General features: G+C 71.2%; 22 protein-coding genes and 1 pseudogene. 10 read left to right on the forward strand and 13 right to left on the reverse strand.

Annotated features, from left to right (window positions below; translation table 11 throughout):
- The first annotated feature begins 137 nt into the window (after positions 1-137).
- Positions 138-977 carry a hypothetical protein gene (locus OG707_RS38915; RefSeq protein WP_329126617.1) on the forward strand — a complete coding sequence of 280 codons (840 nt, stop codon included), beginning with the start codon at positions 138-140 and terminating at the stop codon, positions 975-977.
- 15 nt (positions 978-992) lie between these two features.
- Here the strand turns inward: OG707_RS38915 and OG707_RS38920 are convergent, their stop codons facing one another.
- Positions 993-1,595, reverse strand: coding sequence for an N-acetylmuramoyl-L-alanine amidase (locus OG707_RS38920; RefSeq protein ID WP_329126619.1), 603 nt, complete (start codon positions 1,593-1,595; stop codon positions 993-995).
- 62 nt (positions 1,596-1,657) lie between these two features.
- Between OG707_RS38920 and OG707_RS38925 the strand changes: the two genes are divergently transcribed.
- Positions 1,658-1,891 carry a hypothetical protein gene (locus OG707_RS38925; protein WP_329126621.1) on the forward strand — a complete coding sequence of 78 codons (234 nt, stop codon included), beginning with the start codon at positions 1,658-1,660 and terminating at the stop codon, positions 1,889-1,891.
- Here OG707_RS38925 and OG707_RS38930 read toward each other — a convergent pair.
- From OG707_RS38930 to xylB, 3 genes and pseudogenes are all read right to left on the reverse strand, one after another.
- A pseudogene (locus OG707_RS38930) lies at positions 1,789-3,108 on the reverse strand (APC family permease); the annotation flags it as partial. The gene OG707_RS38925 and the pseudogene OG707_RS38930 overlap by 103 nt on opposite strands.
- A 94-nt stretch (positions 3,109-3,202) precedes the next feature.
- Positions 3,203-4,375, reverse strand: coding sequence for an ROK family protein (locus OG707_RS38935; RefSeq protein ID WP_329126623.1), 1,173 nt, complete (start codon positions 4,373-4,375; stop codon positions 3,203-3,205).
- Positions 4,372-5,817 (reverse strand): xylulokinase, encoded by a 1,446-nt coding sequence (xylB, locus tag OG707_RS38940; protein ID WP_329126624.1) that lies wholly within the window; start codon positions 5,815-5,817, stop codon positions 4,372-4,374. Before xylB ends, OG707_RS38935 begins: the two co-directional genes overlap by 4 nt.
- 97 nt (positions 5,818-5,914) lie before the next feature.
- On the opposite strand from xylB, the gene xylA reads away from it, so the two are divergent.
- Positions 5,915-7,081: a xylose isomerase gene (gene xylA, locus OG707_RS38945; protein WP_329126625.1), complete on the forward strand. Its 1,167-nt coding sequence runs from the start codon at positions 5,915-5,917 to the stop codon at positions 7,079-7,081.
- Positions 7,082-7,151: 70 nt separating this feature from the next.
- Positions 7,152-7,553, forward strand: coding sequence for a hypothetical protein (locus OG707_RS38950; protein WP_329126626.1), 402 nt, complete (start codon positions 7,152-7,154; stop codon positions 7,551-7,553).
- A gap of 10 nt (positions 7,554-7,563) precedes the next feature.
- Here the strand turns inward: OG707_RS38950 and OG707_RS38955 are convergent, their stop codons facing one another.
- Positions 7,564-9,021 carry an MFS transporter gene (locus OG707_RS38955; RefSeq protein ID WP_329126628.1) on the reverse strand — a complete coding sequence of 486 codons (1,458 nt, stop codon included), beginning with the start codon at positions 9,019-9,021 and terminating at the stop codon, positions 7,564-7,566.
- A gap of 161 nt (positions 9,022-9,182) precedes the next feature.
- Here OG707_RS38955 and OG707_RS38960 point away from each other — a divergent pair, with 161 nt between their 5' ends.
- The gene (locus OG707_RS38960; RefSeq protein WP_329128206.1) at positions 9,183-9,830 is read left to right on the forward strand and encodes a TetR/AcrR family transcriptional regulator; all 648 of its coding nucleotides are present in this window, start codon (positions 9,183-9,185) and stop codon (positions 9,828-9,830) included.
- A 58-nt stretch (positions 9,831-9,888) separates the two neighbouring features.
- Here the strand turns inward: OG707_RS38960 and OG707_RS38965 are convergent, their stop codons facing one another.
- The 3 genes from OG707_RS38965 to OG707_RS38975 all read right to left on the reverse strand — a co-directional run bounded on the left by OG707_RS38965 (position 9,889) and on the right by OG707_RS38975 (position 15,558).
- Positions 9,889-11,223 (reverse strand): esterase-like activity of phytase family protein, encoded by a 1,335-nt coding sequence (locus OG707_RS38965; RefSeq protein ID WP_329126629.1) that lies wholly within the window; start codon positions 11,221-11,223, stop codon positions 9,889-9,891.
- Between the two features lie 175 nt (positions 11,224-11,398).
- Positions 11,399-12,682, reverse strand: a complete 1,284-nt coding sequence (locus tag OG707_RS38970; protein ID WP_329126631.1) for an SWIM zinc finger family protein — start codon at positions 12,680-12,682, stop codon at positions 11,399-11,401.
- On the reverse strand, positions 12,679-15,558 hold the full coding sequence (locus OG707_RS38975; RefSeq protein WP_329126632.1) for a DEAD/DEAH box helicase: 2,880 nt from the start codon (positions 15,556-15,558) through the stop codon (positions 12,679-12,681). The genes OG707_RS38970 and OG707_RS38975 overlap by 4 nt, the downstream gene beginning before the upstream one ends.
- A 248-nt stretch (positions 15,559-15,806) precedes the next feature.
- Between OG707_RS38975 and OG707_RS38980 the strand changes: the two genes are divergently transcribed.
- From OG707_RS38980 to OG707_RS38990, 3 genes are all read left to right on the forward strand, one after another.
- Positions 15,807-16,853 carry an acyl-CoA desaturase gene (locus tag OG707_RS38980; RefSeq protein ID WP_329126634.1) on the forward strand — a complete coding sequence of 349 codons (1,047 nt, stop codon included), beginning with the start codon at positions 15,807-15,809 and terminating at the stop codon, positions 16,851-16,853.
- A 70-nt stretch (positions 16,854-16,923) separates the two neighbouring features.
- Positions 16,924-17,106 (forward strand): hypothetical protein, encoded by a 183-nt coding sequence (locus OG707_RS38985; protein ID WP_329126636.1) that lies wholly within the window; start codon positions 16,924-16,926, stop codon positions 17,104-17,106.
- 73 nt (positions 17,107-17,179) lie between these two features.
- The gene (locus OG707_RS38990; protein ID WP_329126638.1) at positions 17,180-17,722 is read left to right on the forward strand and encodes an MOSC domain-containing protein; all 543 of its coding nucleotides are present in this window, start codon (positions 17,180-17,182) and stop codon (positions 17,720-17,722) included.
- Positions 17,723-17,731: 9 nt separating this feature from the next.
- Here OG707_RS38990 and OG707_RS38995 read toward each other — a convergent pair whose 3' ends face one another.
- From OG707_RS38995 to OG707_RS39010, 4 genes are all read right to left on the reverse strand, one after another.
- Positions 17,732-19,099 carry a tannase/feruloyl esterase family alpha/beta hydrolase gene (locus tag OG707_RS38995; protein ID WP_329126639.1) on the reverse strand — a complete coding sequence of 456 codons (1,368 nt, stop codon included), beginning with the start codon at positions 19,097-19,099 and terminating at the stop codon, positions 17,732-17,734.
- Between the two features lie 142 nt (positions 19,100-19,241).
- Complete coding sequence (locus tag OG707_RS39000) at positions 19,242-20,021, reverse strand: hypothetical protein (RefSeq protein ID WP_329126641.1); 780 nt, start codon at positions 20,019-20,021, stop codon at positions 19,242-19,244.
- 74 nt (positions 20,022-20,095) lie between these two features.
- Complete coding sequence (locus OG707_RS39005) at positions 20,096-20,386, reverse strand: hypothetical protein (protein WP_329126642.1); 291 nt, start codon at positions 20,384-20,386, stop codon at positions 20,096-20,098.
- A 109-nt stretch (positions 20,387-20,495) separates the two neighbouring features.
- On the reverse strand, positions 20,496-21,026 hold the full coding sequence (locus tag OG707_RS39010) for a PadR family transcriptional regulator (RefSeq protein ID WP_329126644.1): 531 nt from the start codon (positions 21,024-21,026) through the stop codon (positions 20,496-20,498).
- A gap of 102 nt (positions 21,027-21,128) precedes the next feature.
- Between OG707_RS39010 and OG707_RS39015 the strand changes: the two genes are divergently transcribed.
- On the forward strand, positions 21,129-21,887 hold the full coding sequence (locus OG707_RS39015; protein WP_329126646.1) for an alpha/beta fold hydrolase: 759 nt from the start codon (positions 21,129-21,131) through the stop codon (positions 21,885-21,887).
- Here the strand turns inward: OG707_RS39015 and OG707_RS39020 are convergent.
- Positions 21,878-22,477 carry a class I SAM-dependent methyltransferase gene (locus tag OG707_RS39020; RefSeq protein WP_329126648.1) on the reverse strand — a complete coding sequence of 200 codons (600 nt, stop codon included), beginning with the start codon at positions 22,475-22,477 and terminating at the stop codon, positions 21,878-21,880. The genes OG707_RS39015 and OG707_RS39020 overlap by 10 nt on opposite strands.
- A gap of 150 nt (positions 22,478-22,627) precedes the next feature.
- Here OG707_RS39020 and OG707_RS39025 point away from each other — a divergent pair, with 150 nt between their 5' ends.
- Positions 22,628-23,401 (forward strand): MHYT domain-containing protein, encoded by a 774-nt coding sequence (locus OG707_RS39025; RefSeq protein ID WP_329126650.1) that lies wholly within the window; start codon positions 22,628-22,630, stop codon positions 23,399-23,401.
- The last annotated feature ends 28 nt before the right edge of the window (positions 23,402-23,429 follow it).

Genomic DNA, 23,429 nt, shown 5'->3' on the forward strand with positions numbered 1-23,429 from the left:
AACGAAACGTGCTTAGTGTTGCGCATGGGTCAAAAAGGTTCTCGGGAGGGGCAGTTGCCCTGCTGGCCGGCTCCGCGCTGACGCTCTGCGGCTGCAGCGACGGCCAGACCAAGGGCGGCAGCGGAGGTGCGACTCCCATGCCGTCCGCGACCACATCCGCGCCCGTCACCGCCGCCGAGTACCGTACGTCGCTGAGCGGGGCGACCGCGCCGGTCAACCAGGCCCTGGCCGACCTGGCCAGGGCGCGGTCCGGCGGCGCAGTGCAGAAGGCGCTCGCGAAAGCGACGGACGCCACGGGGAGCGCGAGGACACGCCTCGACGGCGTACGCACCCCTGACGGGGCCCGCAGCGATCACACGGCCCTGGCCCAGGCGATGGACGACCTGCACTCCGACCTGCTCGACACCAGCACCGGCCTGCGCACGCCCGCCTCCAGCGGCCTGTGCACCCCGGGTGCGGCCGTCACGCACATCGGCACCGAGAAGAGCTTCGCCGCCCTGCGGACGGCGGACGCGGCGCTCGCCGCCCGCGGCTACAGGCCGGGGCTCGTCCTGCCCAGGATGCCGAAGGAGCAGCACCGCAGCCTGGGCAACGGCACCTTCCTGCGGGACGGGAACCGCAGCGGCCGCGGCATCCTCACCGTCGTCAACTCGGGCTCCACCGATACGGCGTTGACCGTGGCCCGCGGCAAGCGGCCCGCCTTCACCGTCTATGTGCGCAGGCACTCCGACGTGAAGGTCAGGCACATCAACGACGGTACCTACACGATCTATTACGCGTCGGGCGAGGACTGGGACCGAGGGGCGAAGAAGTTCTCCAGGGGGTGCACCTTCCAGAAGTTCGACCGGACGTCGAAGTTCGAGACGACCACCACCTCCACCCAGATCATCTACAGCACCTGGACGCTGACGCTGAAGATGGGCCTCGGCGGGAACGCCACCGTCTCCGACGTCCCGCCGGGGCAGTACCCCTCCTGATGAACGCGCGTAGGGTCAGGCGAAGTTGACCAGCCGGATGTAGCGCACCCAGTCCCACTCGGGGCCGGGATCCGTGTGGTCCGTGCCCGGCACCTGGTAGTGGCCCAGGATGTGCTCGCGGTCCTTCGGTATCCCGTACCGGTCGCAGACGGAGGCGGTGAGCGCCGCCGACTGCTCGTACAGGGCGTTGGTGAAGTACGAGGGCTGATCGACCCAGCCCTCGTGCTCGATGCCGATGCTGCGGGTGTTGTACCCCCAGTTCCCCGCGTGCCAGGCGATGTCGCGCTCGCGCACGCACTGGGCGATGTACCCGTCGGCCGAGCGCACCACATAGTGCGCGGTGACCTGCTTCGCCGGGTTCTGGAAGATGGAGATCGTGTTGGGGAAGGTCTCCTGGGTGACATGGATGATCACCCGGTCGATCGTGTACGCCGAAGGCCGGGTGGACGCCGTGTAGTTGGAAGTGGAGCCGGGCTTCCAGTGCGCGAGCAGGTAGTCGGTGTCGGCCGTCGCGCCCGCCTCGGCGTGCGTGGCGGGCAGCAGGATGCCCGCGGCCGCGGTGAGGGCGGTTCCCTGGAGCAGCCGTCTGCGGCTGGGGCCTGTTCTTTCGCGTGGCATGGAGGCTCTCCTGTCTCGGTGCGGGAACGGTACGCGGCCTACCGGCGGGGGAGCGGACCGGGGTGTCCTGCGGTTCGTCCAGGTGGATCCGGCCGGTCTCCGCGAGCCGCCCGGGATGGCGGCGTACCAGTACGGCCAGGACGATCACGCCGATCAGCATCCACACGCCGACCACGGGACCCGCGTACGAGACCGGCGGCGTGAGCTCGGTGACGAAGTCGAAGACGGGGATCCCGGCGGCCGTCAGCAGCGCGGGGACGAAGGCGACGATGCCCAGCAGCGGGAAGAGCAGGTGAAGCACCGGGTTGAACGCCTCGCGCCTGCGCCGCAGAAAGTACCCGACGCAGGCCAGGTTCACGACGATGTACACCCCGATGACCACGGTCACGATGACCGCGGCCAGCAGATAGAAGGCCGTCACCGGGTCGTAGCCGAAGCCCAGTCCGAGCACGGCCGCCAGCGCCACGACGAACTGCACGGCAACGCCCACCACGGGGGAGCGGTGGCGCGGATGGATGTGGGTGAAGGGGCGCGGGAAGACTCCGGCGCGGCCGAGCGCGAAGGCCGTACGGGTGGAGACGTTCGAGCACGCATTGGCGTTGGCGATGGTCGAGTTGACGACGGCCAGGAAGACCAGCACCCAGAACAGCCCGAACGAGGCGCGCGCCACGCCCTCCCACGAGGCGTCGCCCGACACCCCGAAGCCGGCGAACTTGTCGGGTCCGAAGTACACGGACATGGCATAGGTCGTCAGGACGTAGAACAGCCCGATCGACAGCGCCGCGCCGAGCACGGCCCGCCGCATCGTGCGCCGCGCGTCCTTGGCTTCCTCTGCGAGCGGGGCGGCTGCCTCGAATCCGGCGAAGGCCAGCACCGTGTAGACGGAGCCCGCGAAGACGCCACTGAGACCCGAGTGCCCCTCCGCGGTGTGCGAAGTGCCGAACACCGAGAGGGTGTTGGCGTCGCCCGCCTTCGCGATCAGCATCACCGCGAAAACCAGGAACACCGCCACCTCGAAGAGGCCGAGGATCGTTCCGAAGCGTGCCGACGCCCGTACGCCGAAGAATCCCGCCAGCGCGATGATCACCGCTCCGGCGACGGCCCACGGCCACCACAGGCCCGCCGGGTAGGACTCCCACTGCCGGTGCAGGGTCGGCGCCGTGGTGAAGCCCAGCTGGAGCAGCAGGAGCGCGGGCACCAGTGCCTCGACGAAGACGTAGCCCCAGCCGACGAGGAATCCGATCGCCGGATGGAGACCCTGGGAGGAGTACGTGGCCACCGAGCCCGCGGCCGGCAGATGCCGGGCCAGCTCGGCGATGCACGAGGCGGTGAAGAGGCAGGCGACGAGCGCCACCAGTACGGAGAGCGGCAGACTGCCGCCCGCGAAGGCGGCGCCCGACGGTATGGAAGCGGCGACGGCAGCCGCGGGCGCCATCGCCGTGATGCTCTGGAACAGGACCTCGCGCAGCCCTACGGCGTCGCGGCGCAGCCCTGGATTCGTATCCCCCGACATCCTTCGACTCCTTGCGTCCGCCAACCGACAAGAGTCTCGCGGGCCACACGGTACGGGGCGGCGCGCAAGGGGCGGAAGAGACCGGGGCGTACGGTCAGCCCGTGTAGGAGGCCGGGTCGTCCAATACCGCACGGACCACCGAGTGTGCCGCGCCGAGCAGCGGGCCCTCCGAGCCGAGCCGCGAGACGGTCAGCGAGGGGCGGGCGGGCTCGGCCGTGCGCCGTGTCAACTCCCGCTCCAGTGAAGGGAGAAGCCACGGAGCGAGGCGCGAGAGCGCGCCGCCGAGGACGACCGCCTGCGGGTCGAGCAGGTTCACGGTCCCGGCGAGCGCGATGCCGAGCGCACCTCCCGCCGTGCTCAGCGCGCGCCGCACCGCGCGGTCGCCGTCCGCCGCGCGCTCGGCGAGCAGGTCCACGGAGCGGCCGGTCGCGGTGAGCCCGGCGGCGCGCAGCACCGCCTCCTCGCCGGCGTACTGCTCCAGGCAGCCGCGGCCGCCGCAGGCGCAGGCCGGCCCTTCGGGGCGTACCGGAACGTGGCCCAACTCGCCCGCGTAGCCGTGGGTTCCGCGCAGCAGGCGGCCCTCGACGACCACCGCGGCGCCGATGCCGATCTCGGCGGAGACATGGACGAAGTCCTGGGGGGCGGGGTCGCCGCCGAGCCAGAGCTCGGCGAGCGCACCCAGGTTCGCCTCGTTGTCGACGCTCAGCTGCGCCCCGTACGGCAGACAGGCGCCCAGATCGACGTCCTCCCAGCCGAGGTTGGGGGCGCGGACGACGGTCTGGGTGTCGCGCGCCACCAGACCGGGGACGGCGACCGCGATCCCCGCGGGCCGCAGCCCCTCGCCGCGTGCGCTGTCCGTCACCTGGCGGATCAGCTCGGCGAGTTCCTTCAGCACGGGTTCGGCCGGGCGGCCGCGGTTGTCGGTTTGCGCGTCGGCCCGCGCGCGCACCTTGCCGTGCAGATCGACGGCGCAGACGGCGAGATGGTCGACGCCGATCTCCGCCCCGATGCCGACCGGGCCGCGCCCGCTCAGCGAGAGCGCACTGCCGGGGCGGCCGACCGACCCCGACTGTTCGCGGCCGAGCTCGACCAGGAGCCCGCCGCGGATCAGTTCGTCGACGAGGGAGGAGACGGCTGCCCGGGTGAGGCCGATACGGCCTGCGACGGCGGCCCGGGACAGCGGTCCGTACCCGGCTGCCGCGTGCATCACCAGGGAGAGATTGCGCCGTCGCATGCCCTGCTGGGTGTTGGGAAGGGGAGCGGTCATGTCCGTACCTCCTGGTGCAGCAGTGCATCGGCTCCGGTGAGCGTGGATCCGATCCTGTGCAGCGCGGACTCGTCCACCGGGAGGGGAGCGTACAGCGGACCCTGCGCCGTGCCCCAGCGCCGGGCGACCGCGGCCGGGTCCTCGCCGGTCAGCAGACCCGCCGCCTGGGCGGCCGCGCCGAGCGCCACGAGCTCCTTGGCCGCGGGAACCTGTACGGCGCGCCCCGACAGCCGTCGTACGGTTTCGCGCCAGGCCGCGCCCTGTGCGCCGCCGCCGATCAGCAGGAGCGGAGCGGTCGGGTCCGCGTCATGGTCGAGCACCTCGTCCAGGGCGGCGAGCAGCGCGAAGACGGCCCCGTCGTAGGCCGCCTGGAGCAGCTGCCCGCCGGTGGTGTCGTGCCGCACGCCGTAGAACAGACCGGCGGAGTGGGGGAGTTGGGGAGTGCGCTCGCCGCCGAGGAAGGGCAGGACGGTGGCGGAGCCGCCCGCCTCGACAGCCTCGCGGTCCAGGCCGAATAGGGCGGCGATGCGGTCCACGGCCAGGGTGCAGTTGAGGGTGCAGGCGAGCGGCAGCCAGTCACCGCGGGCGTCAGCGAAGCCCGCGACGGTGCCGGTCGGGTCGACGGGGCGGTGTCCGGACACCGCGTAGACCGTGCCGGAGGTGCCGAGGCTCAGGACCGGCTGACCGGGGAGCAGGCCGAGGCCGAGGGCCGCAGCCGCGTTGTCGCCGGTGCCCGGCGCGACGAGGATGCCGGGCCGCAGGGGGAGTTCGGGCAGGTCCAGTACGGTGCCGGCGGCCTCGTCGGGCCGCAGGACCTCGGGGAGCATCGCGGGGTCCAGGTCGGCGAGGGCGAGGATCTCCTCGTCGTACGCGCCCGTCGCCGAGGACCACCAGCCCGTGCCGGAAGCGTCGCCCCGGTCGGTGACGGCCCGGCCGGTGAGGCGTCCGGTGAGGTAGTCGTGCGGCAGGCGTACGGCGGCCGTGGCGCGCGCCGCCTCGGGTTCGTTCTCGCGCAGCCAGGCCCACTTGGTGACGGTGAACGCGGGCCCCGGCAGGCTGCCGGTCCGCTCGGCCCAGGCCTTGGGGCCGCCCAGTTCACCGATGAGGCGCTCGCTCTGCGGAGCCGACCGTACGTCGTTCCAGAGCATCGCCGGGCGTACGGGATTGCCGGCGGAGTCCAGGGTGACGAGCCCGTGCTGCTGCCCGCCGACCGAGATCGCGGCGGCCCGCGTCGCGGGTTCGCCGCAGGCCTGCAGGGCGGCGGCGAGGGCCTGCCACCACTGGGCGGGGTCGCTCTCGCGTGCACCCGCGTCGCCGGAGACGGTGTGCGGGGCCTGGCCGCTCGCGACGACCTCGCCGGTCTCGGTGTCCACGACCAGCGCCTTGGTGGACTGGGTGGAGCTGTCCACCCCGATGACCAGCGGGCTGTGAGGTGCTGCCATCACTTGACTCCGTTCCGCGACTTCACAACGATGCCTCCGGATACTAATTTGTTAACGGCCATGACGAAATAGCCGGGCCCGTCAAAAGGAGCACGACATGAACTACCAGCCGACCCCCGAGGACAAGTTCTCCTTCGGCCTGTGGACCGTGGGATGGCAGGGACGCGACCCGTTCGGTGATGCGACCCGGCCCGCACTCGACCCGGTCGAGTCCGTACAGCGCCTGGCCGAACTCGGTGCGTACGGCGTCACCTTCCACGACGACGACCTGATCCCCTTCGGGTCCTCGGACGCCGAGCGCGAGTCCCACATCAAGCGCTTCCGGCAGGCGCTGGACGCCACCGGCCTCATCGTGCCGATGGCCACCACGAACCTCTTCACGCACCCGGTCTTCAAGGACGGCGGCTTCACCGCCAACGACCGCGACGTACGCCGCTACGCGCTCCGCAAGACGATGCGCAACATCGACCTGGCCGCCGAGATCGGCGCCCAGACCTATGTGGCGTGGGGCGGCCGCGAGGGCGCGGAGTCCGGTGGCGCCAAGGATGTCCGCTGCGCCCTGGACCGGATGAAGGAGGCCTTCGACCTCCTCGGCGAGTACGTCACCGAGAAGGGCTACGACCTTCGCTTCGCCATCGAGCCCAAGCCCAACGAGCCGCGCGGCGACATCCTGCTGCCCACCGTCGGCCACGCCCTCGCGTTCATCGAGCGCCTGGAGCGACCGGAGCTGTACGGCGTGAACCCGGAGGTCGGCCACGAGCAGATGGCCGGGCTGAACTTCACGCACTCCATCGCCCAGGCGATCTGGTCCGGCAAGCTCTTCCACATCGACCTCAACGGTCAGACCGGCATCAAGTACGACCAGGACCTGCGCTTCGGCGCGGGCGACCTGCGCTCCGCGTTCTGGCTCGTCGACTTGCTGGAGAGCGCCGGTTACGAGGGCCCGCGCCACTTCGACTTCAAGCCGCCGCGCACCGAGGGCTTCGACGGGGTCTGGGCCTCGGCCGCGGGCTGCATGCGCAACTACCTGATCCTCAAGGAGCGCGCGGCCGCGTTCCGCGCCGACCCCGAGGTCCAGGACGCGCTGCGCGCCTCGCGCCTCGACCAGCTGGCGCAGCCCACGGCGGCGGACGGGCTCGCGGGTCTGCTCGCCGACCGCGGCGCCTTCGAGGAGTTCGACGTCACCGAGGCCGCCGAGCGGTCCATGGCGTTCGAGCACCTGGACCAGCTGGCGATGGACCACCTGCTCGCCGCACGCGGCTGATCTGCCCCAGGAGCGGTCAACTTGCCCGAAGGGATGGCGAGATGACCGCTTCGGGGCGACTCTGGAGGGTATGGCCACACCGCCGATGCCCCCTCAGCCGCCCGGTCCACCGCGGGGCGGTGGGTACGGATCGCCGCCGCAGGGTGGCGGGTACGGACCACCGACGCAGACCAGCGGATACGGACCGCCCCCACCGCATCGCGGTGGGGGCGGTCCGAACCGTCGGTTCCTGGCGATCGCCGCCGCCGTCGCGGTGGTGATCGTCGTGGTGGTCGTCGTGCTGATCAGCACGAGCGGTTCGTCGGGCAAGAAGTCGCCCGGCACCGGCACCACTTCGCCGAACCCGACGCCCTCGCTGAGCATCCCCACCGAGATCCCCACCGAACTGCCCACCAAGATCCCGACCAGCATCCCGACAGAGCTCCCCTCGGAGTTCCCGTCGGACCTGGACTCCCTGCTCCCCTCCTTCTGAGCGGTCCGTATCAGGCGTGCTCTTCGGTGGCGTGGGAGTCGGTGAGTGTGAGCGCACCAGCTGCCGCGATCAGTCCGACGATGACCGCCAGCACGGCGTAGGTGATCCGCTCGCCGTGGAAGAACGACGCCACGAGTGCGTCGCTCCATGTGCCCGCGGGGAGCTGTGTGGTGACCAGCGCCGCGATCATGGTGCCGACCACGGCGGTGCCGATGCTGCTGCCGACCTCCTGGGCGGTGTCGTTGAGCGCCGTGCCGATCGACGTGCGGTTGCTGGGCATCGCGTCGACGAGGGCGATGGCGCAGATCGTCATGACGGTACGCAGTCCGATGGTCATCACGACCATGCAGACCGCGATGGCGGCGTACCCGTGGTCGACGCCCCAGGACAGACCCGCCAGCGAGCCGGCCAGGCAGGCCGCTCCGACCAGGCAGGCGATGCGGTGGCCGAACCTTGCCGCGAGCCACTCGGACAGGGGCGTTGCGGCGATCATCGTCACGATGATCGGCAGGTTCGCCAGGCCGGCTCGTACGGGGCTCCATCCGTAGGCGTACTGGAAGTGGAGGATCAGCCCGAACATCACGGCGGCCATCGCGATGGCCGTGCCGATCTGCGCGATGGCGGCGCCGCGGACGGTGCCGTTGGAGAAGAGGCGCAGATCCAGCATCGGCGATGCGCTGCGGCGCTCGTGCCACACGAACCCGACCCCTGCGGCGATCGCACCGAGGACCGAAGCGAGCGTGGCCGCGGAGAGCCAGCCGTGCTCGACGCCGCTGGTCAGCGAGTAGCAGGCGAGGCCGATGGTGAGGACGCTGAGGACGGCGCCCGGCAGGTCGAGCTTGTCGCGGGTCAGGTCCTCCGGCCGGTCGGCCGGCACGCCGAGGCGGACGCCGATGGCCGCGATCAGGGCGATCGGGGCGTTGACGACCAGGAGCCACTGCCACGAGACGTGGGCCAGGGCGGTGCCGCCCAGCAGCGGGCCGAGAACGAAGCCGGACATGCCGACGACGATCATCAGCGTCATCGCGCGCATCCGCAGCGCCTTGTCGTCGAACAGCCGGAAGACCAGCGAGTTGGTGATCGGGGCCATCGCCGCGGCGGCGACGCCGAGGCCGGCCCGCAGGGTGATGAGCTGCCCCGCGCTGGTGACCGCGACGACGCCCAGGCTCAGCAGCCCGAACACCGCGAGGCCGACCAGCAGCACGCGTCGGCGTCCGAGCCGGTCGGCCATCGATCCTGCCGTCAGCAGCAGCCCGCCGAAGGTCAGCGAGTACGCGCCGGTGACCCACTGCAGCGAGGTCGTGCTGCCGTCCAGGTCCCGGCCGATCGTGGGCAGGGCGATCGAGAGCAGCGTGTTGTCGACCATCTCGACGAAGAAGGCCAGGCAGAGCGCGGCCAAAGGTATCCATGCGGCGCGCAGCGACGGATAGGTGCGCGACGCGGCGGGCGCGGTGGCTGTGGTGGTCATGGCGGGCCTCCTTTCGTGACGTCGCCGACTATCGAACGACGTTCTACAATAGAACGCAGTTCGATAAATGTGCAAGCTGTGATTGGATGTGGACCATGACAGGCCCGCGACCACGACCCGCCGACCGTCCTTCCCGGGGGCGTCAACGCGCCTCGCACTCCATCGAGGCCGTTCTCGGTGCGGCGGTGGCCCTCCTCGACGAGGCGGGTGAGCCGGCGCTGACCCTGCGCGCCCTCGCGGCCCGGCTCGGCACCGGCGTCGGCAGCATCTACTGGTACGTCTCGGGCAAGGACGAGCTGCTCGACCGGGCCATCGACCATGTGCTCGGTGGGGTGCTGACCGCCGTCGAGGGGCAGACCGACAGCGGCGACCCGATCGACGACCTGCGCCTGATGGCCGAAAAGCTCTTCGACGCGATCGTGGACCGGCCCTGGCTGGGCGGGCGCTTCATGCGCGACATCAACGTCCAGGGAAATTCGCTGCGGCTCTACGAAGAGCTGGGGCGGCAGACGCTGCGACTCGACCTCACACCACGGGAGCGGTTCTACGCCGTGTCGGCGATCGTGGGGGTCGTGGTCGCCAACGCCGCCGACCTGGGGCAGGAGCCGCCGGCGGAGGTGGTCGACGGCATCGTGGGCCGCGAGGAGTTCCTCGGTCGCTACGCCCAGACGTGGCGTGAGCTCGACGCCGAGGAGTATCCGTTCGTGCGCGACATCGTCGAGGAGTTCGACGGGCACGACGACAAGGAGCAGTTCCTCGCGGCGCTGGATCTGACGCTGGCGGGCCTCCGCATCCAGGCCGGAGCCTGACGCAAAGAATCCGCAGCCGATCCCGGAAGGGGTCGGCCACGGAGTCCTGGTTGACTGATCAGCGGCCCTCGGGCAGTCGGAGGTAGGTCAGAACCGTCTTGATCCCGCTGTCGACCAGGCGCCCCTGCGCGTCGAAGGCGCCGGCCCCGTCCGTCATCCCGAAGTCGTTGTCGTTGATCAGCGCGAGGGTGTTGTGCCCGGCCAGGGCGACTCCCTCGATCTTTCCGGGCACGCCCGGGACCGTACCGAGATCAACGACCAGGCGCTTGCGCAGCACCGGCACGCCCGCGGCCGAGGGGTCGGCCAGCTGCTCGTACGAGGGCGAAGTCGCCGCGGAGTCCCAGGCGCTGCCCAGGATGCCCTTGCCGTGCGGCAGGGTGACGCGCTGCAGCCGGGCCGCCTTGTCGGTGCGCTCCTCCACCAGGAGGCTGTCGCCGCCGATCGCCACGACCGAGGAGACCTTCAGCTCGGAGGTGTCGTCCTCGCTCGGGTCGACCACGTTCACCGGGTCGAACCGGTAGGCGTACTCGGCCGTGACGGCCCGGTGCTTGGTCGAGAAGCGCAGCAGCCGGACGTTGAGCGATCCTTCACCGGCCGCGGTGTCGGGCACCGACAGCGGGCTCTGCACCGCCAGCACCAGGTCGCCGCCCGGGAGTTGGGCCAGCCCCTCGAAACCGCGGTTGATCTTGCGCTGGAGCAGGATGGCGGGCAGCGACTCGACCACCGGGTAGTCGGTGCCGGTCAGGTGCAGCCCCTTGGGGACGTAGCGCGTGAGGACCTGCCCGCGCGCCGACACGTGCACCAGGGAGGGGCCGTACTCGTCGACCAGCCAGAAGCTGCCGTCCTTCGCCCGCACGATGCCCTCGGTGTCGAGACCGTTCGGGTTGTACGAGAGCGGGGACTTCGCGTCGTAGGAGTACGGAGCCTCGTCGCGGCCCTGCTGGTTCGAAAGGCCCGTCACGGCCGCGCCCGACCGGGTGGTCAGCGGTATCGCCTGCAGCACCTTCAGCTTGCCGTGCTCCGTGCGCACCTTCACGATCGCCGGGTCGAAACCGGGGACCGGGAACGTGCGCCGCTTCGCGCCGTCGATCTTGATCTGTCCGTTGGGGCCGCGGTCGGTCACCGTCCAGAACTCGCCCTGGCGGCCCGCCGGGTAGATGTCGCTCCCGATGCCGCCGAGGTCGACGCCCCTGTCGTTGCCGACGGTCCCGGGCAGCAGCGTGTTGGAGAAGGTGCCCAGCGGGATGTCGCCGAGCACCGCGGTGCCGGTGACCCGGGCGGTGCCGTGCCCGTGTCCCGGGGCTCCGGTGGCGGTGCCGGCCACCGCGACGGCGGCGAGCAGGGCGAGCGGCAGTCCCACAGCGACGGAACGCTTGAGAACACGCGGGGACATGAGGCCTCCTGGGGCGCAAAGGTGCGGACAGCGGCCAGGCTGGGCCTTCATTCCCAACGGTGCACCACGGGAGGGTGAACACCGGACGACGTACGGACGGCGCCTCCCGCGAAGGGCGGAGGCGCCGTCGTCAACTGCCGCCGGGATCAGGGGAGGCGGGACGAGCTGTCGTACGTCACTCCTCGCCCGTGAGCACGGCCAGCGCCGCCGCAGGATCGTGATCAGCAGGCCCGGCCGGAGTCCAGCGGCCGCGCTCCTTGCGGTACGGCCACCACCGCCCGTCCCGTCCGTACCGCAACTGCGCATCGGTGCCCGTCACCGTCCACCGGTTGCGGCCGGCCCGCAGCGACGGCCGCGCTCCCTCCTCCCAGGCCTGGTCCAGCTGGGTGCGGGCACGCGCCAGGCTCTCCGGCTCCGGGGTCCACTCCTCCTCCAGTACGGAGAGAGCCGCGGCCCCGCCGTACTCCCAGGCGCGCACGGCGAGCGCCAGCTCGGCCCGCTCGCGCTGCGAACCCTCCGCCAGCCGTGCGGAGAGCCGCGCATCCGCACCGGCCGCAGCCAGCCGTACGGCATCCTGCTCCGGCGTCAACTCCGGTTCCACAGGCTGCTGTTCATGCCCCGGCGACAGCGCGTCCAGCAGCATCAGCCGCGCCCGTCGGGCGGCGTCCGACGCCAGGAACTCCAGGGCTGCCGCCTCCACCCCCGGTGCCGGACCGGTCTCCGTGTCGAGGGAGAGCGGCTGCCCGGGCTCGTCGGGCACCGGAGGCGGGGCGGGCAGCGGCGGGAGGATGTCCCGTGCGGCGAAGGCCTCGTCCGCCCGTACGCCCTCCGGTGGTTCGGTGTCCTCGTCGGCCGGCTCCTGCGGTGCCGCCTGCGCGACGCTGCGCGCCTGCAGTTCGTCCAGCAGCTGCCGCTCGCCCCGGCCGCGCAGGAGCAGGAGCAGGAACGGGTCCTGGTCCATGAGCCGTGCCACCTGGTAGCAGAGCGCCGCGGTGTGCGGGCAGTGGTCCCACGCCTCGCACGCGCACTCCGGCTCCAAGTCGCCTATGCCCGGCAGCAGTTCGACCCCGGCGGCCGCCGCGTCCTCCACCAGGTCCGGGGGCATCTCCCGGTCCAGGAGCGCCGCGATGTGCCCGGACCGCTCGACCGCCATGCCGAGGAAGCGGTCCCACTCCTCCTCGCTGAGGCGCTGCAGCAGCACATCGCTGCGCTGACCGGTTCCGTCCGGGTCCTGGACGACGGCCGTGATCCGCCCGGGCTGTACCGACACCGCGCCGACCGCACCCTGGCGTGCGTACCTGCGGCCCTGCTTCAGCTGTTTGTTGTCCAGCGCCGTCTCTTCGAGCGCGGTGAGCCACGCCCGGCCCCACCAGGTCTCCGCGAAGCCCCGGCCGTGCACCGGTGCCAGCGCGGCAAAGGTGCGCTCCATGCCGTGCGTACCGTCCATGGCATCGCTCATCGTGCGCTCCCTCGCAGCTCCACCAGATCCGCCAGTTCGGCGTCGGTCAGTTCGGTCAGGGCGGCTTCGCCCGACCCGAGGACGGAGTCCGCCAACTCCCGCTTGCGCAGCAGCATTTCGGCGATCCGGTCCTCGATGGTGCCCTCGGCGATCAGCCGGTGCACCTGGACGGGCCTGGTCTGCCCGATGCGGTACGCACGGTCGGTGGCCTGCGCCTCGACGGCCGGGTTCCACCAGCGGTCGTAGTGCACGACATGCTCGGCGCGGGTGAGGTTGAGGCCGGTGCCCGCCGCCTTCAACGACAGCAGGAACACCGGGACTTCACCGTCCTGGAACCGCTGCACCATCTCCTCGCGGCGTGCGACGGGCGTACCGCCGTGCAGGAACTGGGTGGGCACACCGCGCGCCGCCAGATGTTCCTCGACGAGCCGCGCCATCTGTACGTACTGGGTGAAGACCAGCACGCTCGCGCCCTCGGAGAGAATCGTGTCGAGGAGTTCGTCCAGCAGCTCCAGCTTGCCCGAACGCCCGGTGATCCTCGGCTTGTCCTCCTTCAGGTACTGCGCGGGGTGGTTGCAGATCTGCTTGAGCGCGGTGAGCAGTTTGATCACCAGTCCGCGGCGCGAGAATCCGTCGGCTTCCGCAATCTCGGCGAGGGTCTCGCGCACCACCGCCTCGTACAGACCGGTCTGCTCCTTGGTGAGCGAGACGGCCCGGTCGGTCTCCGTCTTCGGCGGCAGTTCGGGGGCGATCCCGGGGTCCGACTTGCGGCGGCGCAGCAGGAACGGGCGGACCAGCGCGCCGAGCCGCTCGGCGGCCGCCGGGTCCTGTCCGCCCTCGACGGCGTGGGCGTAGCGGGTGCGGAACGTGCCGAGCTTGCCGAGGAGTCCGGGGGTCGTCCAGTCGAGGATGGCCCACAGCTCGGAGAGGTTGTTCTCGACGGGGGTGCCCGTGAGCGCCACGCGGGCGCGGGCGGGCAGGGTGCGCAGCTGTTTGGCGGTCGAGGAGTACGGGTTCTTGACGTGCTGGGCCTCGTCGGCGACGACCAGGCCCCATTCCGCCCCGGCCAGCCGCTCGGTGTCGAGCCGCATCGTGCCGTACGTGGTGAGGACGAACTCCCCGTCGGCCAGGCCCTCCAGGGAGCGGGACGAGCCGTGGAAGCGGCGGACCGCGGTGCCCGGCGCGAACTTCTCGATCTCCCGCTGCCAGTTGCCCATCAGGGACGTCGGACAGACCACCAGGGTCGGCCCGGCCGTGGCCGTGTCGGACTGCCGGTGCAGATGCAGGGCGATCAGCGTGATCGTCTTGCCGAGCCCCATGTCGTCGGCGAGACAGCCGCCGAGCCCGAGCGACGTCATCAGGTCCAGCCAGCCCAGACCGCGGAGCTGATAGTCGCGCAGGGTCGCGGTCAGCGCCGCCGGCTGCTCCACCGGCGGCCGTTCCGCGCCCTCGGGGTCTGCGAGCCGGTCGCGCAGCCGCGCCAGCCAGCCCGTCGCCCGCACCTCGACGCGCCGCCCGTCGACCTCCGTCGACCCGGTCAGTACGGCACCGAGCGCGTCGATGGGGGTGACCTTGCGGTCCTGCGTCTCGCGGGCCCGCCGCGCCTCCACCGGATCGATCAGCACCCACTGGTCGCGCAGCCGTACGATCGGTCTGCTCGACTCCGCGAGCCGATCGAGCTCGGCCCTGCTGAGCTGCTGGTCGCCCAGTGCGAACCACCAGTTGAAGCCGAGCAGCGCGTCCGCGGACAGCACCGACGGCATGCCGGAGACGGTCCTGTCGGCGGGGGAGTCGTCCGCCGCCTCGTCGGGAGGGCCGATGACCGCACGGGCCGTGAAGGTGCGCGCCAACTCCTTGGGCCAGTGCACCTGCACGCCCGTCGCGGCCAGCGCACGGGACGCCTCGCCGAGCAGCTCGGCGGCCTCCTCGTCGGCCAGTTCGATCACATCGGGCACGGCGGCCGACAGCAGGGGAGCGAGCGGAGGCCAGGCGCGGGCCGCGCGGCGCAGCGCGAGCAGGGCGTCCATCTGGGGGCGCGGGCCGAAACCGGCGGCCGCGCCCGACCATACGTCGGCTGCATCGGCGACCAGCGTCGGATCGCTGACGCTGTGCACCTGCGGTACGGCACGGAAGACGGGTCCGGGACCGTCCGCATCACCTGCGGACGCCGTGTCGAGGCCGTGCAGCTCGATGCGCAGCGAGATCCGGACACCCGCGTCGTGCCCCGAGGCCACGTCGGCCGCCCAGGCGCGCTGTGCGGGCAGTTGCTGCGGGGTGTCGGCGGCGAAGGCGGGACTCCCGGCGGCGAACGCGGCGGCCGGTGTGCGCGGCAGGCCGTCGGCGACCGCGTCGAGGAAGGCGCGCAGCAGCGGCTCGGGCGCGGGCAGCAGAAGCGGGGCCTCGGCGTCGTCGACACCGCCGAGCGGGACCGCGTGCGCGGTGGGCGGCATCGCCGCGGCCAGTTCCCGTACGCGCTCCAGGTCGTCGGCGGTGAAGGGGCCGGCCCGCCAGGCGTCGTGGTCGGTCGCGGTGAGTCCGGGCAACAGGCGCCCACGCGCCGCGAGTTGGAGCGCGAACACCGCGGCGGTTCCCCAGAAGGCGGCCGCGGGAGAGGCGTGCGCCGAAGCCCGGGCGCGGGTGAGGACGGGCAGAGCGTCGCGTACGGGAAGCAGCAACGCCCGTACGGAACAAGGCGTCGCGTCGTCCGCGACCACGGTCAGGTCCTCGACGGAACCGGGGCCTTCCGGGGGCTCCGTGCTGTCGGGGTGCCAGAACGCGATCCGTCCGGTGCGCGAGGGGTCGGAGGGCAGGAAGACCGTGGAGCAGCGGGAGAGTTCGGTGATCTGGGAGGGCGTTGCCAGGGGGAGTCGGTGCACAGCGATAGCGCATTCCTCAAACTTGACTACTGCAGGCCGGAGCCGCCGAGGGTACCTGACGGGTGGTACCCGACGGGAGTCGAACCGCCGTGATCCACGTCACTTCGGATCAGGGGGGTGTAGCCAGCCCCACCATGGCACCGGGGGACACCCCCGCCGGTTCCGGGTGGTGGCGCCATGGTCGCCGACGGTCACTGATCCGTACGTTCTATGAGGTCAGCGCATGGGCCAACAGACCGGAGACCGTCATGCCACAGGCCGCCTCAACGCTCACGAGGCCGGAGCGAGAGCCCCGGACGGGCAGCGATTTCGCGCCGCTCCTCAGGACGGTGAAATCGCAGGGGCTCCTGGAGCGCCGTACGGGCTGGTACGCCGTCGGCATCCTCGCCAATCTGGTCGCACTCTCCGCGGTGATCACGGGCATGGCACTCCTCGGCGGCTCATGGTGGGTGCTCCTGCTCGCCCTCCCGCTGGCCGTGCTCTCGGCCCGTACCGCCTTCTTCGGACATGACGCGGGACACGCGCAGATCAGCGGCGACCGCCGTACGGCGAAGGCCGTCGGTCTGCTGCACAGCAACCTGCTGCTGGGCATGAGCTACGCCTGGTGGAACGACAAGCACAACCGGCACCACGCCAACCCCAACCACGTCGACAAGGACCCCGACGTCGGCGTCGGCGCCATGGTGTGGACCCAGAAGCAGGCGGCGCAGCGCGAGGGATTCGCCCGCTGGCTGACCCGCAATCAGGCGCGGCTCTTCTTCCCGATGCTGCTGCTCGAAGGCATCGCGCTGAAGATCTACGGATTCCAGGACCTCAAGCGCCAGCCCGCCCGCGAGCGCGCCGTCGAGGGCGCGCTCCTCCTGCTCCACCTCGGCGGCTACCTCACCCTGCTGCTGACCACCATGTCCGTCCCGACGGCGATCGTCTTCGCCCTGCTCCACCACGCCCTGTTCGGCCTGCACCTCGGCATGACCTTCGCCCCCAACCACAAGGGCATGGAGATGCCCGACCCGGAGAGCGAGGAGCGGTGGGGCCACCTCAAGCGCCAAGTCCTCACCTCGCGGAATGTCCGCGGCGGGCTGCTCACCGACTGGTTCCTCGGCGGGCTCAACTACCAGATCGAGCACCACCTGTTCCCGAACATGCCCCGGCCCCATCTGCGCCTCGTCCAGCCGCTGGTGCGCGCGCACTGCCGTGAGCTGGGGATTCCGTACACCGAGACCGGGCTCGTCGACTCCTACCGGCAGGCGCTGACGCACATGCACGAGGTCGGTGAGCCGCTTCGTGCCGGATAGTGGAACCGACGGGCGCGCATGCGCGTTCAACAGTCAGAGAGCGGCAGTCGCCGCGAAGGAGGCGTCGCAGATGTCAAGGACCGCAGTCATTGCCGCCGGGGGTGTCGTCGCCGGCCTCATCCTGATTCCCATCATCGGCTTCCTCCCGGCACTGCTGGTGCTGATCGGGGTGCCAGTGATCGCATACCTCATGCTCGACCCCAGCCAGCGCCGCAGGCTCCGCCGGGTCGCGCGCAAGGAGATAGGTCGCTGACCAGGCTCTTGTCATCCGTGCCGGGATAGGATCGACGAAGGATCACCGGCACGGACGAGGGGAGTTCCGCGCGATGGGCGGGACGGTCACAGCGGTCAGCAGCAACGGGGAGTACTCCTTCACCAAGCCGAACCGGAACAGCATCACTCTGCTGTCCGGACTCGGTGTGGAGGGCGACGTGCACGCGGGGGTCACGGTCAAGCACCGCTCACGCGTCGCCCAGGACCCCACGCAGCCCAACCTGCGCCAGGTCCACTTCATCCACCAGGAGCTCTTCGCCGAGGTCCTCGCCGACGGCTTCGAGGTCGCGCCGGGCCAGCTCGGCGAGAACATCACCACCAGTGGGATCGACCTGCTCTCCCTTCCGGCCGGCACCCTGCTGCACGTCGGCGACGAAGCGGTCGTCGAGGTCACCGGACTGCGCAACCCGTGCCTGCAGATCGACAACTTCCAGGACGGGCTGCTGAAGCAGGTCGTCGGCCGCGACGAGGCGGGCAACATCTTCCGCAAGGCCGGAATCATGAGCATCGTGAAGGCGGGCGGCGAGGTCCGGCCCGGCGACCCGATCAGGGTCGAGCTTCCGGCCGAGCCGCACCGCCCTCTGGAGCGGGTCTGACCGCCGGTCTCAGCTCAGCGCGCAGGAGTTGACGACGTCACCCTCCGCGGGCCGTGCGATCGTACGGTCCGCGGGCGGTGCGGTGCCGTCCTCCACCCATGCGGTGAGCGCCGTGAAGGCTGAGCGGTAGCAGGGCAGCACCGGTCGCAGCCTGTCCGGATAGGTGTCGTACAGCCCGTCGGTGTGCGTGCCGGCCTCCACGGTGTAGTAGCGGTGAATCCGGTCGCGCCCCTTTCGCGTCACCATCCGTTCGTACACATCGGAATCGGTGGCGATGGGCAGCAGACTGTCGAGCGTCCCGTGCAGCGTGATCAGCGGCTTCCCGATCCGCCCGGTGAGGGCGACGCGTGCGACCGCCCGGTGCACGGACGCGGGTCGCGAGGCGTAGTCGTACAGGGCGTCCGACGCGCAGGGCGCAAGGATCTCCGCGGCCGTCGAACCGGTCGACGATCCAGGGCAGTTCACGTCGTACGACGGGTCGAACTCGGCGCGGAACGTCTTCTGCGTCACTCCCCAGTACGCCTGCTGGTGGTACGGCCACAGAAACTGCGAGCCCTGCGCGAACCCGGCGTCGAGCAGGGCCTGGTCGTCCGCCGCGCCGAGGCTCCGGGCCACGGTCACGGGCAGCGACGTCAGCAGGTTGGGCCCCTCGGCGGTCCACAGGGTGCCCTCCCAGTCGACCCCGCCGTCGTACAGCTCAGGACGGTTCTCCAGCTGCCAGCGCGTCAGATAGCCGCCGTTGGAGATTCCCGTCATGTACGTGTGCCGGGGGCCGTGCCCGTACCGCTGCCCCAGCACCTTCGTCGCGGCGCGCGTCAGCTCGGTGGTGCGCCGGTTCCACTCCGCCACCGCGTCCCCGGGCCGCTTCCCGTCGGTGTAGAAGTCCGCGGTCGCGTTCCCCTTGTCCGTGGCGGCATAGGCGTACCCCTGCGCCAGCACCGCGTCGGAGATCAGGGCGTCGGTCGCGTACTGCTTGCGTGTGCCGGGCGCCCCGGTCACCACCAGACCGCCGTTCCAGCGGTCGGGCAGGCGGATCACGAACTGGGCGTCGTGGTTCCAGCCGTGCGTGGTGTTGAAGTGCGAGGTGTCGGGGAAGTAGCCGTCGATCTGCACCCCCGGCACCCCCGAAGGATTCCTCGTCCCCCTGGCGGCGAGACCCGCTTGGTCGGCCGTGTCGGTGTACGGGGTTCCCGCCAGCGCGGCCGTGGTCAAATCGCCCAGGCAGGCTCTCTGTTGGCGCTCCGCACCAGGAACATCGATCCGGTCGAGCCGTACGCAATGACCGTCGGCCGGGGCGGGCCGGGCAGCTGCGGGCCCGGCCGCGGTCAGCCCCAGCAGCAGGGCGGCGCACAGCGGAACACTTCTGGACAGGCGCATGGACGGCCTCCGGAGCACGAGAGGAGAAGCAGCGGGAAGAGTGGGTGCAGCGCCATATGCTCCAGTCGCGCATTCGTCACGGCCATGGGTCCGCCCCACACGGCGGGGGACCGGGTCATGTGCGGGTGGGCGGTCCTCGTCGTCAGGCGGGCCGTACGGCCAGTGCCTCCAGCGCCTCGAGCAGCGCGGGCAGCTTCGCGCCGCGCCCGAGCGGCAGCACTTCGCCCGGAGCCTCGTCCAGGAGGAGGAAGGCGATGTCGTCGGTACGCGCCACCATCGACCAGCCGGGGCCGTCTGCCCGTACGGTGCGGGCGCCGTCCGGCGCGTACGTGGAGCGCACCCGGCCGACCGGCGGCGGCGACGCCACATAGCCGTGCAGCTCCTCGATCACCCGTGCCGCGGGACCCGAGGGCTTGTCCGGTGCGATGTCGGGCGCGGCGAACGCCTCGTCCCCGGAAAGCTGTTCACGCCAGGTGGCCCACTGCAGAGCGATCTCGTCCGCGCCCAGCCGCCGCTGGGCCGGACCCCACTGCTCGGTGTCCGGCGGGACCAGCGGCGACTGATCGTCGGGGTCGTGCGGCTCGGGAATGCCGGGCGCGGACACCGCCACGGCGAGGGGCCAGCCCGGCAGCGAGGCGACGATGCTCCGCTCGTCGGGAGACAGGTCGTACTCGATGCCGCAGTCCCAGGTGGCGATCGCGACCGCCACCAGCGACACGTCGTCGACCACCACGGTCCAGCGCGCGCCGTTCTCGTCCTGGCCCAGCACCAGTCCGTATCCCTCGGGATGCGGTGCGATGCCGAGCGTGGCGCAGGCCGCGGGGAAGTCGTCCCCGAGCACGCTCGGGAACTGTGCGGGGGTCAGCAGCAGCGCCGTGAGCACATACAGCGCATCGTCTGTGACATCTTCCGTCCCGGCCACGCCGCACTCCCTAAGTGATCAGTCGTCGGCGCACCTTAACCACTGAGTAACCCGGCCGTCGAGGCCCCCGTCCCTCAGGCCACGGGCAGACCGAGGAGGGAGCGCGCCACGGTCTGGGGACTCTCGTCCCGCTCGCGGGCCAGGGCGATCACCGCCCGGGTGGCCAGCTCGCTGATCCCGAAGGAGAGGGCCTCGGGCGAGACCCACCCGGCGGCCTCGTCGCTGCGGTCGTCGTCGTCCTCCGCGCAGGCCGACACATAAGTCGCGGCCGCCTCGAAAATATTGTGCTGCGGGTTCTCCCGCCGGGCGGCGGGCACTGCCGCGTTGCTGTCCGGCGTGAAGAACTTCCTCAATCTGCTCAACATCAGACCCACCGTCCCCGTGCGTGGTGCATGTCCGCCGATCTTTCAAGTCGGCTCCTCCAACGTAGGGTTGGACCCCCGCGGTCTGATAGAGGACGGGGGCTGTGAAGACTCAGCCGTCCGCTTCGAGAGCGCGGAGCGTGGAGCGCAGCCAGGTGATCTCGGCCCGGCTGGTGGCCCGGGCGATCGTGAGGATGCCTCGCCTGAAGGGGTCGTCCAACTCCTCGGCGCGCAGCGGCCGGTCGCCCTCGTAGAAGAAGCTGGCCGGTTCCTCCAGGAAGGCGAGGCGGCGCCGCAGTACGTTCGACTGCGCTTCCGCGCCGGGGAGGTGGCGCAGGAACGCGAGCAGCGTGAACCACCTGTTCTCGTCGGTGATTTCGCCCCGGGCCGGCTCGGCGAGCCGCCGCTCCAGCTCGTCCCGCCCTTCGGGTGTCAGCTGCAGGACGTGCCGGGGTGCGGCGACGGCTCCTGGCTGTGTCTCGCGGGCCAGCCACCCGGATTTCTCCAGCCGCTTGATCGCGGGGTAGAGCGTGCTCTCGGCGACGGGGCGGACATGGCCGGTGAGCGCGGTGATGCGCTTGCGCAGTTCGTAGCCGTGCAGCGGTGCTTCGTAGAGGAATCCGAGGATGGCGAGTTCGAGCATGCCCGCATTCTGCCGCACTCCCGCTGTACCTCGGTAGCGTCATACATCGGCACCGATGTATTGTCTGGCCGTCGGCAGGACCGGAGCAGAGGGAGTTGCGACATGCACAAGGCACGCTTCGACGCACAGGGGAGCCTCATCCGGTGGACCGAGGCCCCGGGGGACGGTCCCGCGCGGGTCTACGTCCACGGGCTGGGCTCCGCCTCGACCGTCTACCACGCACACATCGCCGCCCACCCGGACCTGGCGGGCCGCAGGACGCTCTTCGTCGACCTGCCGGGCCACGGCATCAGCGACCGGCCTGACGGCTTCGGTTACACCCTCGAAGTGATGGCGCAGGCACTCGCGGCCGCACTGGACGCGGCAGGCGTGGAGGGCGCGGAGCTCGTCGGGCACAGCATGGGCGGCGCGGTCGCCGTCGTCCTGGCGTACCGGCGCCCCGACCTGGTCTCCCGCCTCGTGCTCACGGAGGCGAATCTCGACGCCAATCCTCCGGTGAAGGCGGGCAGCAGCGGCATCGCCTCGTACACCGAGGAGGAGTTCGTCCACGGAGGGGGCTTCGGGAAGGTCCTGCGGCGGGTGGGGCCCGACTGGGCGGCGACCATGCGGCTCGCCGACCCGCTGGCCCTGCACCGTACGGCGATCGGCCTCATGAGCGGCACGCAACCCACCATGCGGCGCATGCTCATGGACATCACCGCCGACCGCACCTATCTGCAGGGTGCGCTCAGCGGCGAGCTCGCCGGCCACGAGGAACTGGTCGCCTCGGGCGTGCGGGTGGAGACCGTCGCGGACGCGGGCCACAACGTCATGTTCGACAACGCGGCGGCCTTCACCCGGGTCCTGGCCGCTCAGTCCTGACGGACGGCCACCGCCAGGAAACGGCTGTCCTCGTCGGTGTACGAGACCAGCCGCCAGCCCGAGGAGGCGAGCAGCGGACGCAGGACCGGCTCGGCGCGCAGGTCGTCGGGGGTGATCCGGCGCCCCTGCCGGGCGGCCAGCGCCGCACGGCCGATGGGGTGGAAGAGCGCGAGCAGCCCGCCGGGGCGCACCACCCGGGCCAACTCGCCCAGATTCTCCTGCGGTTGAGGCAAGTGCGAGATCAGCCCGCTGCCGAACACCGCGTCCAGGGACTGCGACCGCACCGGAAGCCGTGCGACATCGCCGAGCAGCAGCTGCCCGTTGCGGTCGCGCCCGGCGCGCACTGCCGCCTCGAGCATCCCGGGCGTCACATCGATTCCGAGTACGGAACCGCGCTCGCCCACGGCCTCGCGCAGCGCCGGCAGGGCGCGACCCGTGCCGCAGCCGGCGTCGAGCACGGCGTCGCCCGGCCGCAGCCCCAGCGCGCCGACGGCGGCCGCGAACGCGGGACCGTCGTCGGGGAACCGGGTGTCCCAGTCCGCCGCGCGGGCACCGAAGAACTCCTGAACGTGCGTGTGGTCATCGGCCATACGGACATGATCCCCTACCCGATCGGGCGTCGAACTGTGCGCACGTTCGAGCACGGCGCGATCGTCATGGAACACGCCTTCGCCATAATCCGGCCGCTTTCGAAATGCGCCCCCACCGCACGCCCCCAACGGGTCTAGCGTCCCGGATCCATGGGACACCTGGACCACGCGGCCTTCGGATGGCTGACCCCCGTGCTGTCGTACGTCATGGCCGCCATCGGCTCTGCCCTCGGCCTGCGCTGCACCGTACGGGCACTGGAGACGAGCGGCCGATCGCGCCGCAACTGGCTGGTCACCGCGGCGACAGCGCTCGGCACCGGCATCTGGACCATGCACTTCGTCGCGATGCTCGGCTTCGGCGTCAGCGGCACCGACATCCGCTACAACGTGCCGCTGACCCTCCTCAGCCTGCTCGTGGCGGTCCTCGTGGTCGGCGTCGGCGTCTTCGCCGTCGGCTACGGCCAGGACCGCGTCAGATCCCTCCTGATCGGCGGACTGACGACCGGACTCGGGGTGGCGAGCATGCACTACCTCGGCATGGCGGCACTGCGGCTCCACGGCACGGTGCACTACGACCCGATGCTGGTCGGACTCTCCGTCCTCATCGCCGTGCTGGCCGCGACGGCCGCGCTCTGGGCGGCCCTCAACATCGAGGCGCCGGTCGCGGTCGCGGGCGCCTCGCTCGTCATGGGACTGGCGGTGAGCAGCATGCACTACACCGGAATGTTCGCCGTGAGCGTGCAGGTCACCCCCTCCCGCAGTGTGCTCCCCGGGGCCACGGCGATGCAGTTCATCTTCCCCCTCGCCGTGGGCCTCGGGTCGTACCTCTTCGTCACCTCCGCCTTCGTCGCGCTCTCCCCGACGGCACGCGAACGCGCGGCCTACGCCGCCGCGGAACGCCTCACCGAATCCGCAGCGCCGTAACCGAGGCCAACGGCCCCGGCCGCCAGTT

Origin of the sequence: Streptomyces sp. NBC_01465 (genome assembly GCF_036227325.1) — a bacterium.
Taxonomy (GTDB): domain Bacteria; phylum Actinomycetota; class Actinomycetes; order Streptomycetales; family Streptomycetaceae; genus Streptomyces.

Excerpts from the sequence above, each read along its gene's own strand:
- OG707_RS38990 (WP_329126638.1), top strand. The coding sequence starts at position 17,180 with ATGGGCGGGACGGTCACAGCGGTCAGCAGCAACGGGGAGTACTCCTTC.
- OG707_RS38980 (WP_329126634.1), top strand. The coding sequence starts at position 15,807 with ATGCCACAGGCCGCCTCAACGCTCACGAGGCCGGAGCGAGAGCCCCGG.
- OG707_RS38985 (WP_329126636.1), top strand. The coding sequence starts at position 16,924 with ATGTCAAGGACCGCAGTCATTGCCGCCGGGGGTGTCGTCGCCGGCCTC.
- OG707_RS38920 (WP_329126619.1), bottom strand. The coding sequence starts at position 1,595 with ATGCCACGCGAAAGAACAGGCCCCAGCCGCAGACGGCTGCTCCAGGGA.
- OG707_RS39015 (WP_329126646.1), top strand. The coding sequence starts at position 21,129 with ATGCACAAGGCACGCTTCGACGCACAGGGGAGCCTCATCCGGTGGACC.
- xylA (WP_329126625.1), top strand. The coding sequence starts at position 5,915 with ATGAACTACCAGCCGACCCCCGAGGACAAGTTCTCCTTCGGCCTGTGG.
- xylB (WP_329126624.1), bottom strand. The coding sequence starts at position 5,817 with ATGGCAGCACCTCACAGCCCGCTGGTCATCGGGGTGGACAGCTCCACC.
- OG707_RS38935 (WP_329126623.1), bottom strand. The coding sequence starts at position 4,375 with ATGACCGCTCCCCTTCCCAACACCCAGCAGGGCATGCGACGGCGCAAT.
- OG707_RS38915 (WP_329126617.1), top strand. The coding sequence starts at position 138 with ATGCCGTCCGCGACCACATCCGCGCCCGTCACCGCCGCCGAGTACCGT.
- OG707_RS38995 (WP_329126639.1), bottom strand. The coding sequence starts at position 19,099 with ATGCGCCTGTCCAGAAGTGTTCCGCTGTGCGCCGCCCTGCTGCTGGGG.
- OG707_RS38955 (WP_329126628.1), bottom strand. The coding sequence starts at position 9,021 with ATGACCACCACAGCCACCGCGCCCGCCGCGTCGCGCACCTATCCGTCG.
- OG707_RS38965 (WP_329126629.1), bottom strand. The coding sequence starts at position 11,223 with ATGTCCCCGCGTGTTCTCAAGCGTTCCGTCGCTGTGGGACTGCCGCTC.
- OG707_RS39020 (WP_329126648.1), bottom strand. The coding sequence starts at position 22,477 with ATGGCCGATGACCACACGCACGTTCAGGAGTTCTTCGGTGCCCGCGCG.
- OG707_RS39010 (WP_329126644.1), bottom strand. The coding sequence starts at position 21,026 with ATGCTCGAACTCGCCATCCTCGGATTCCTCTACGAAGCACCGCTGCAC.
- OG707_RS39005 (WP_329126642.1), bottom strand. The coding sequence starts at position 20,386 with ATGTTGAGCAGATTGAGGAAGTTCTTCACGCCGGACAGCAACGCGGCA.
- OG707_RS39025 (WP_329126650.1), top strand. The coding sequence starts at position 22,628 with ATGGGACACCTGGACCACGCGGCCTTCGGATGGCTGACCCCCGTGCTG.
- OG707_RS38970 (WP_329126631.1), bottom strand. The coding sequence starts at position 12,682 with ATGAGCGATGCCATGGACGGTACGCACGGCATGGAGCGCACCTTTGCC.
- OG707_RS38950 (WP_329126626.1), top strand. The coding sequence starts at position 7,152 with ATGGCCACACCGCCGATGCCCCCTCAGCCGCCCGGTCCACCGCGGGGC.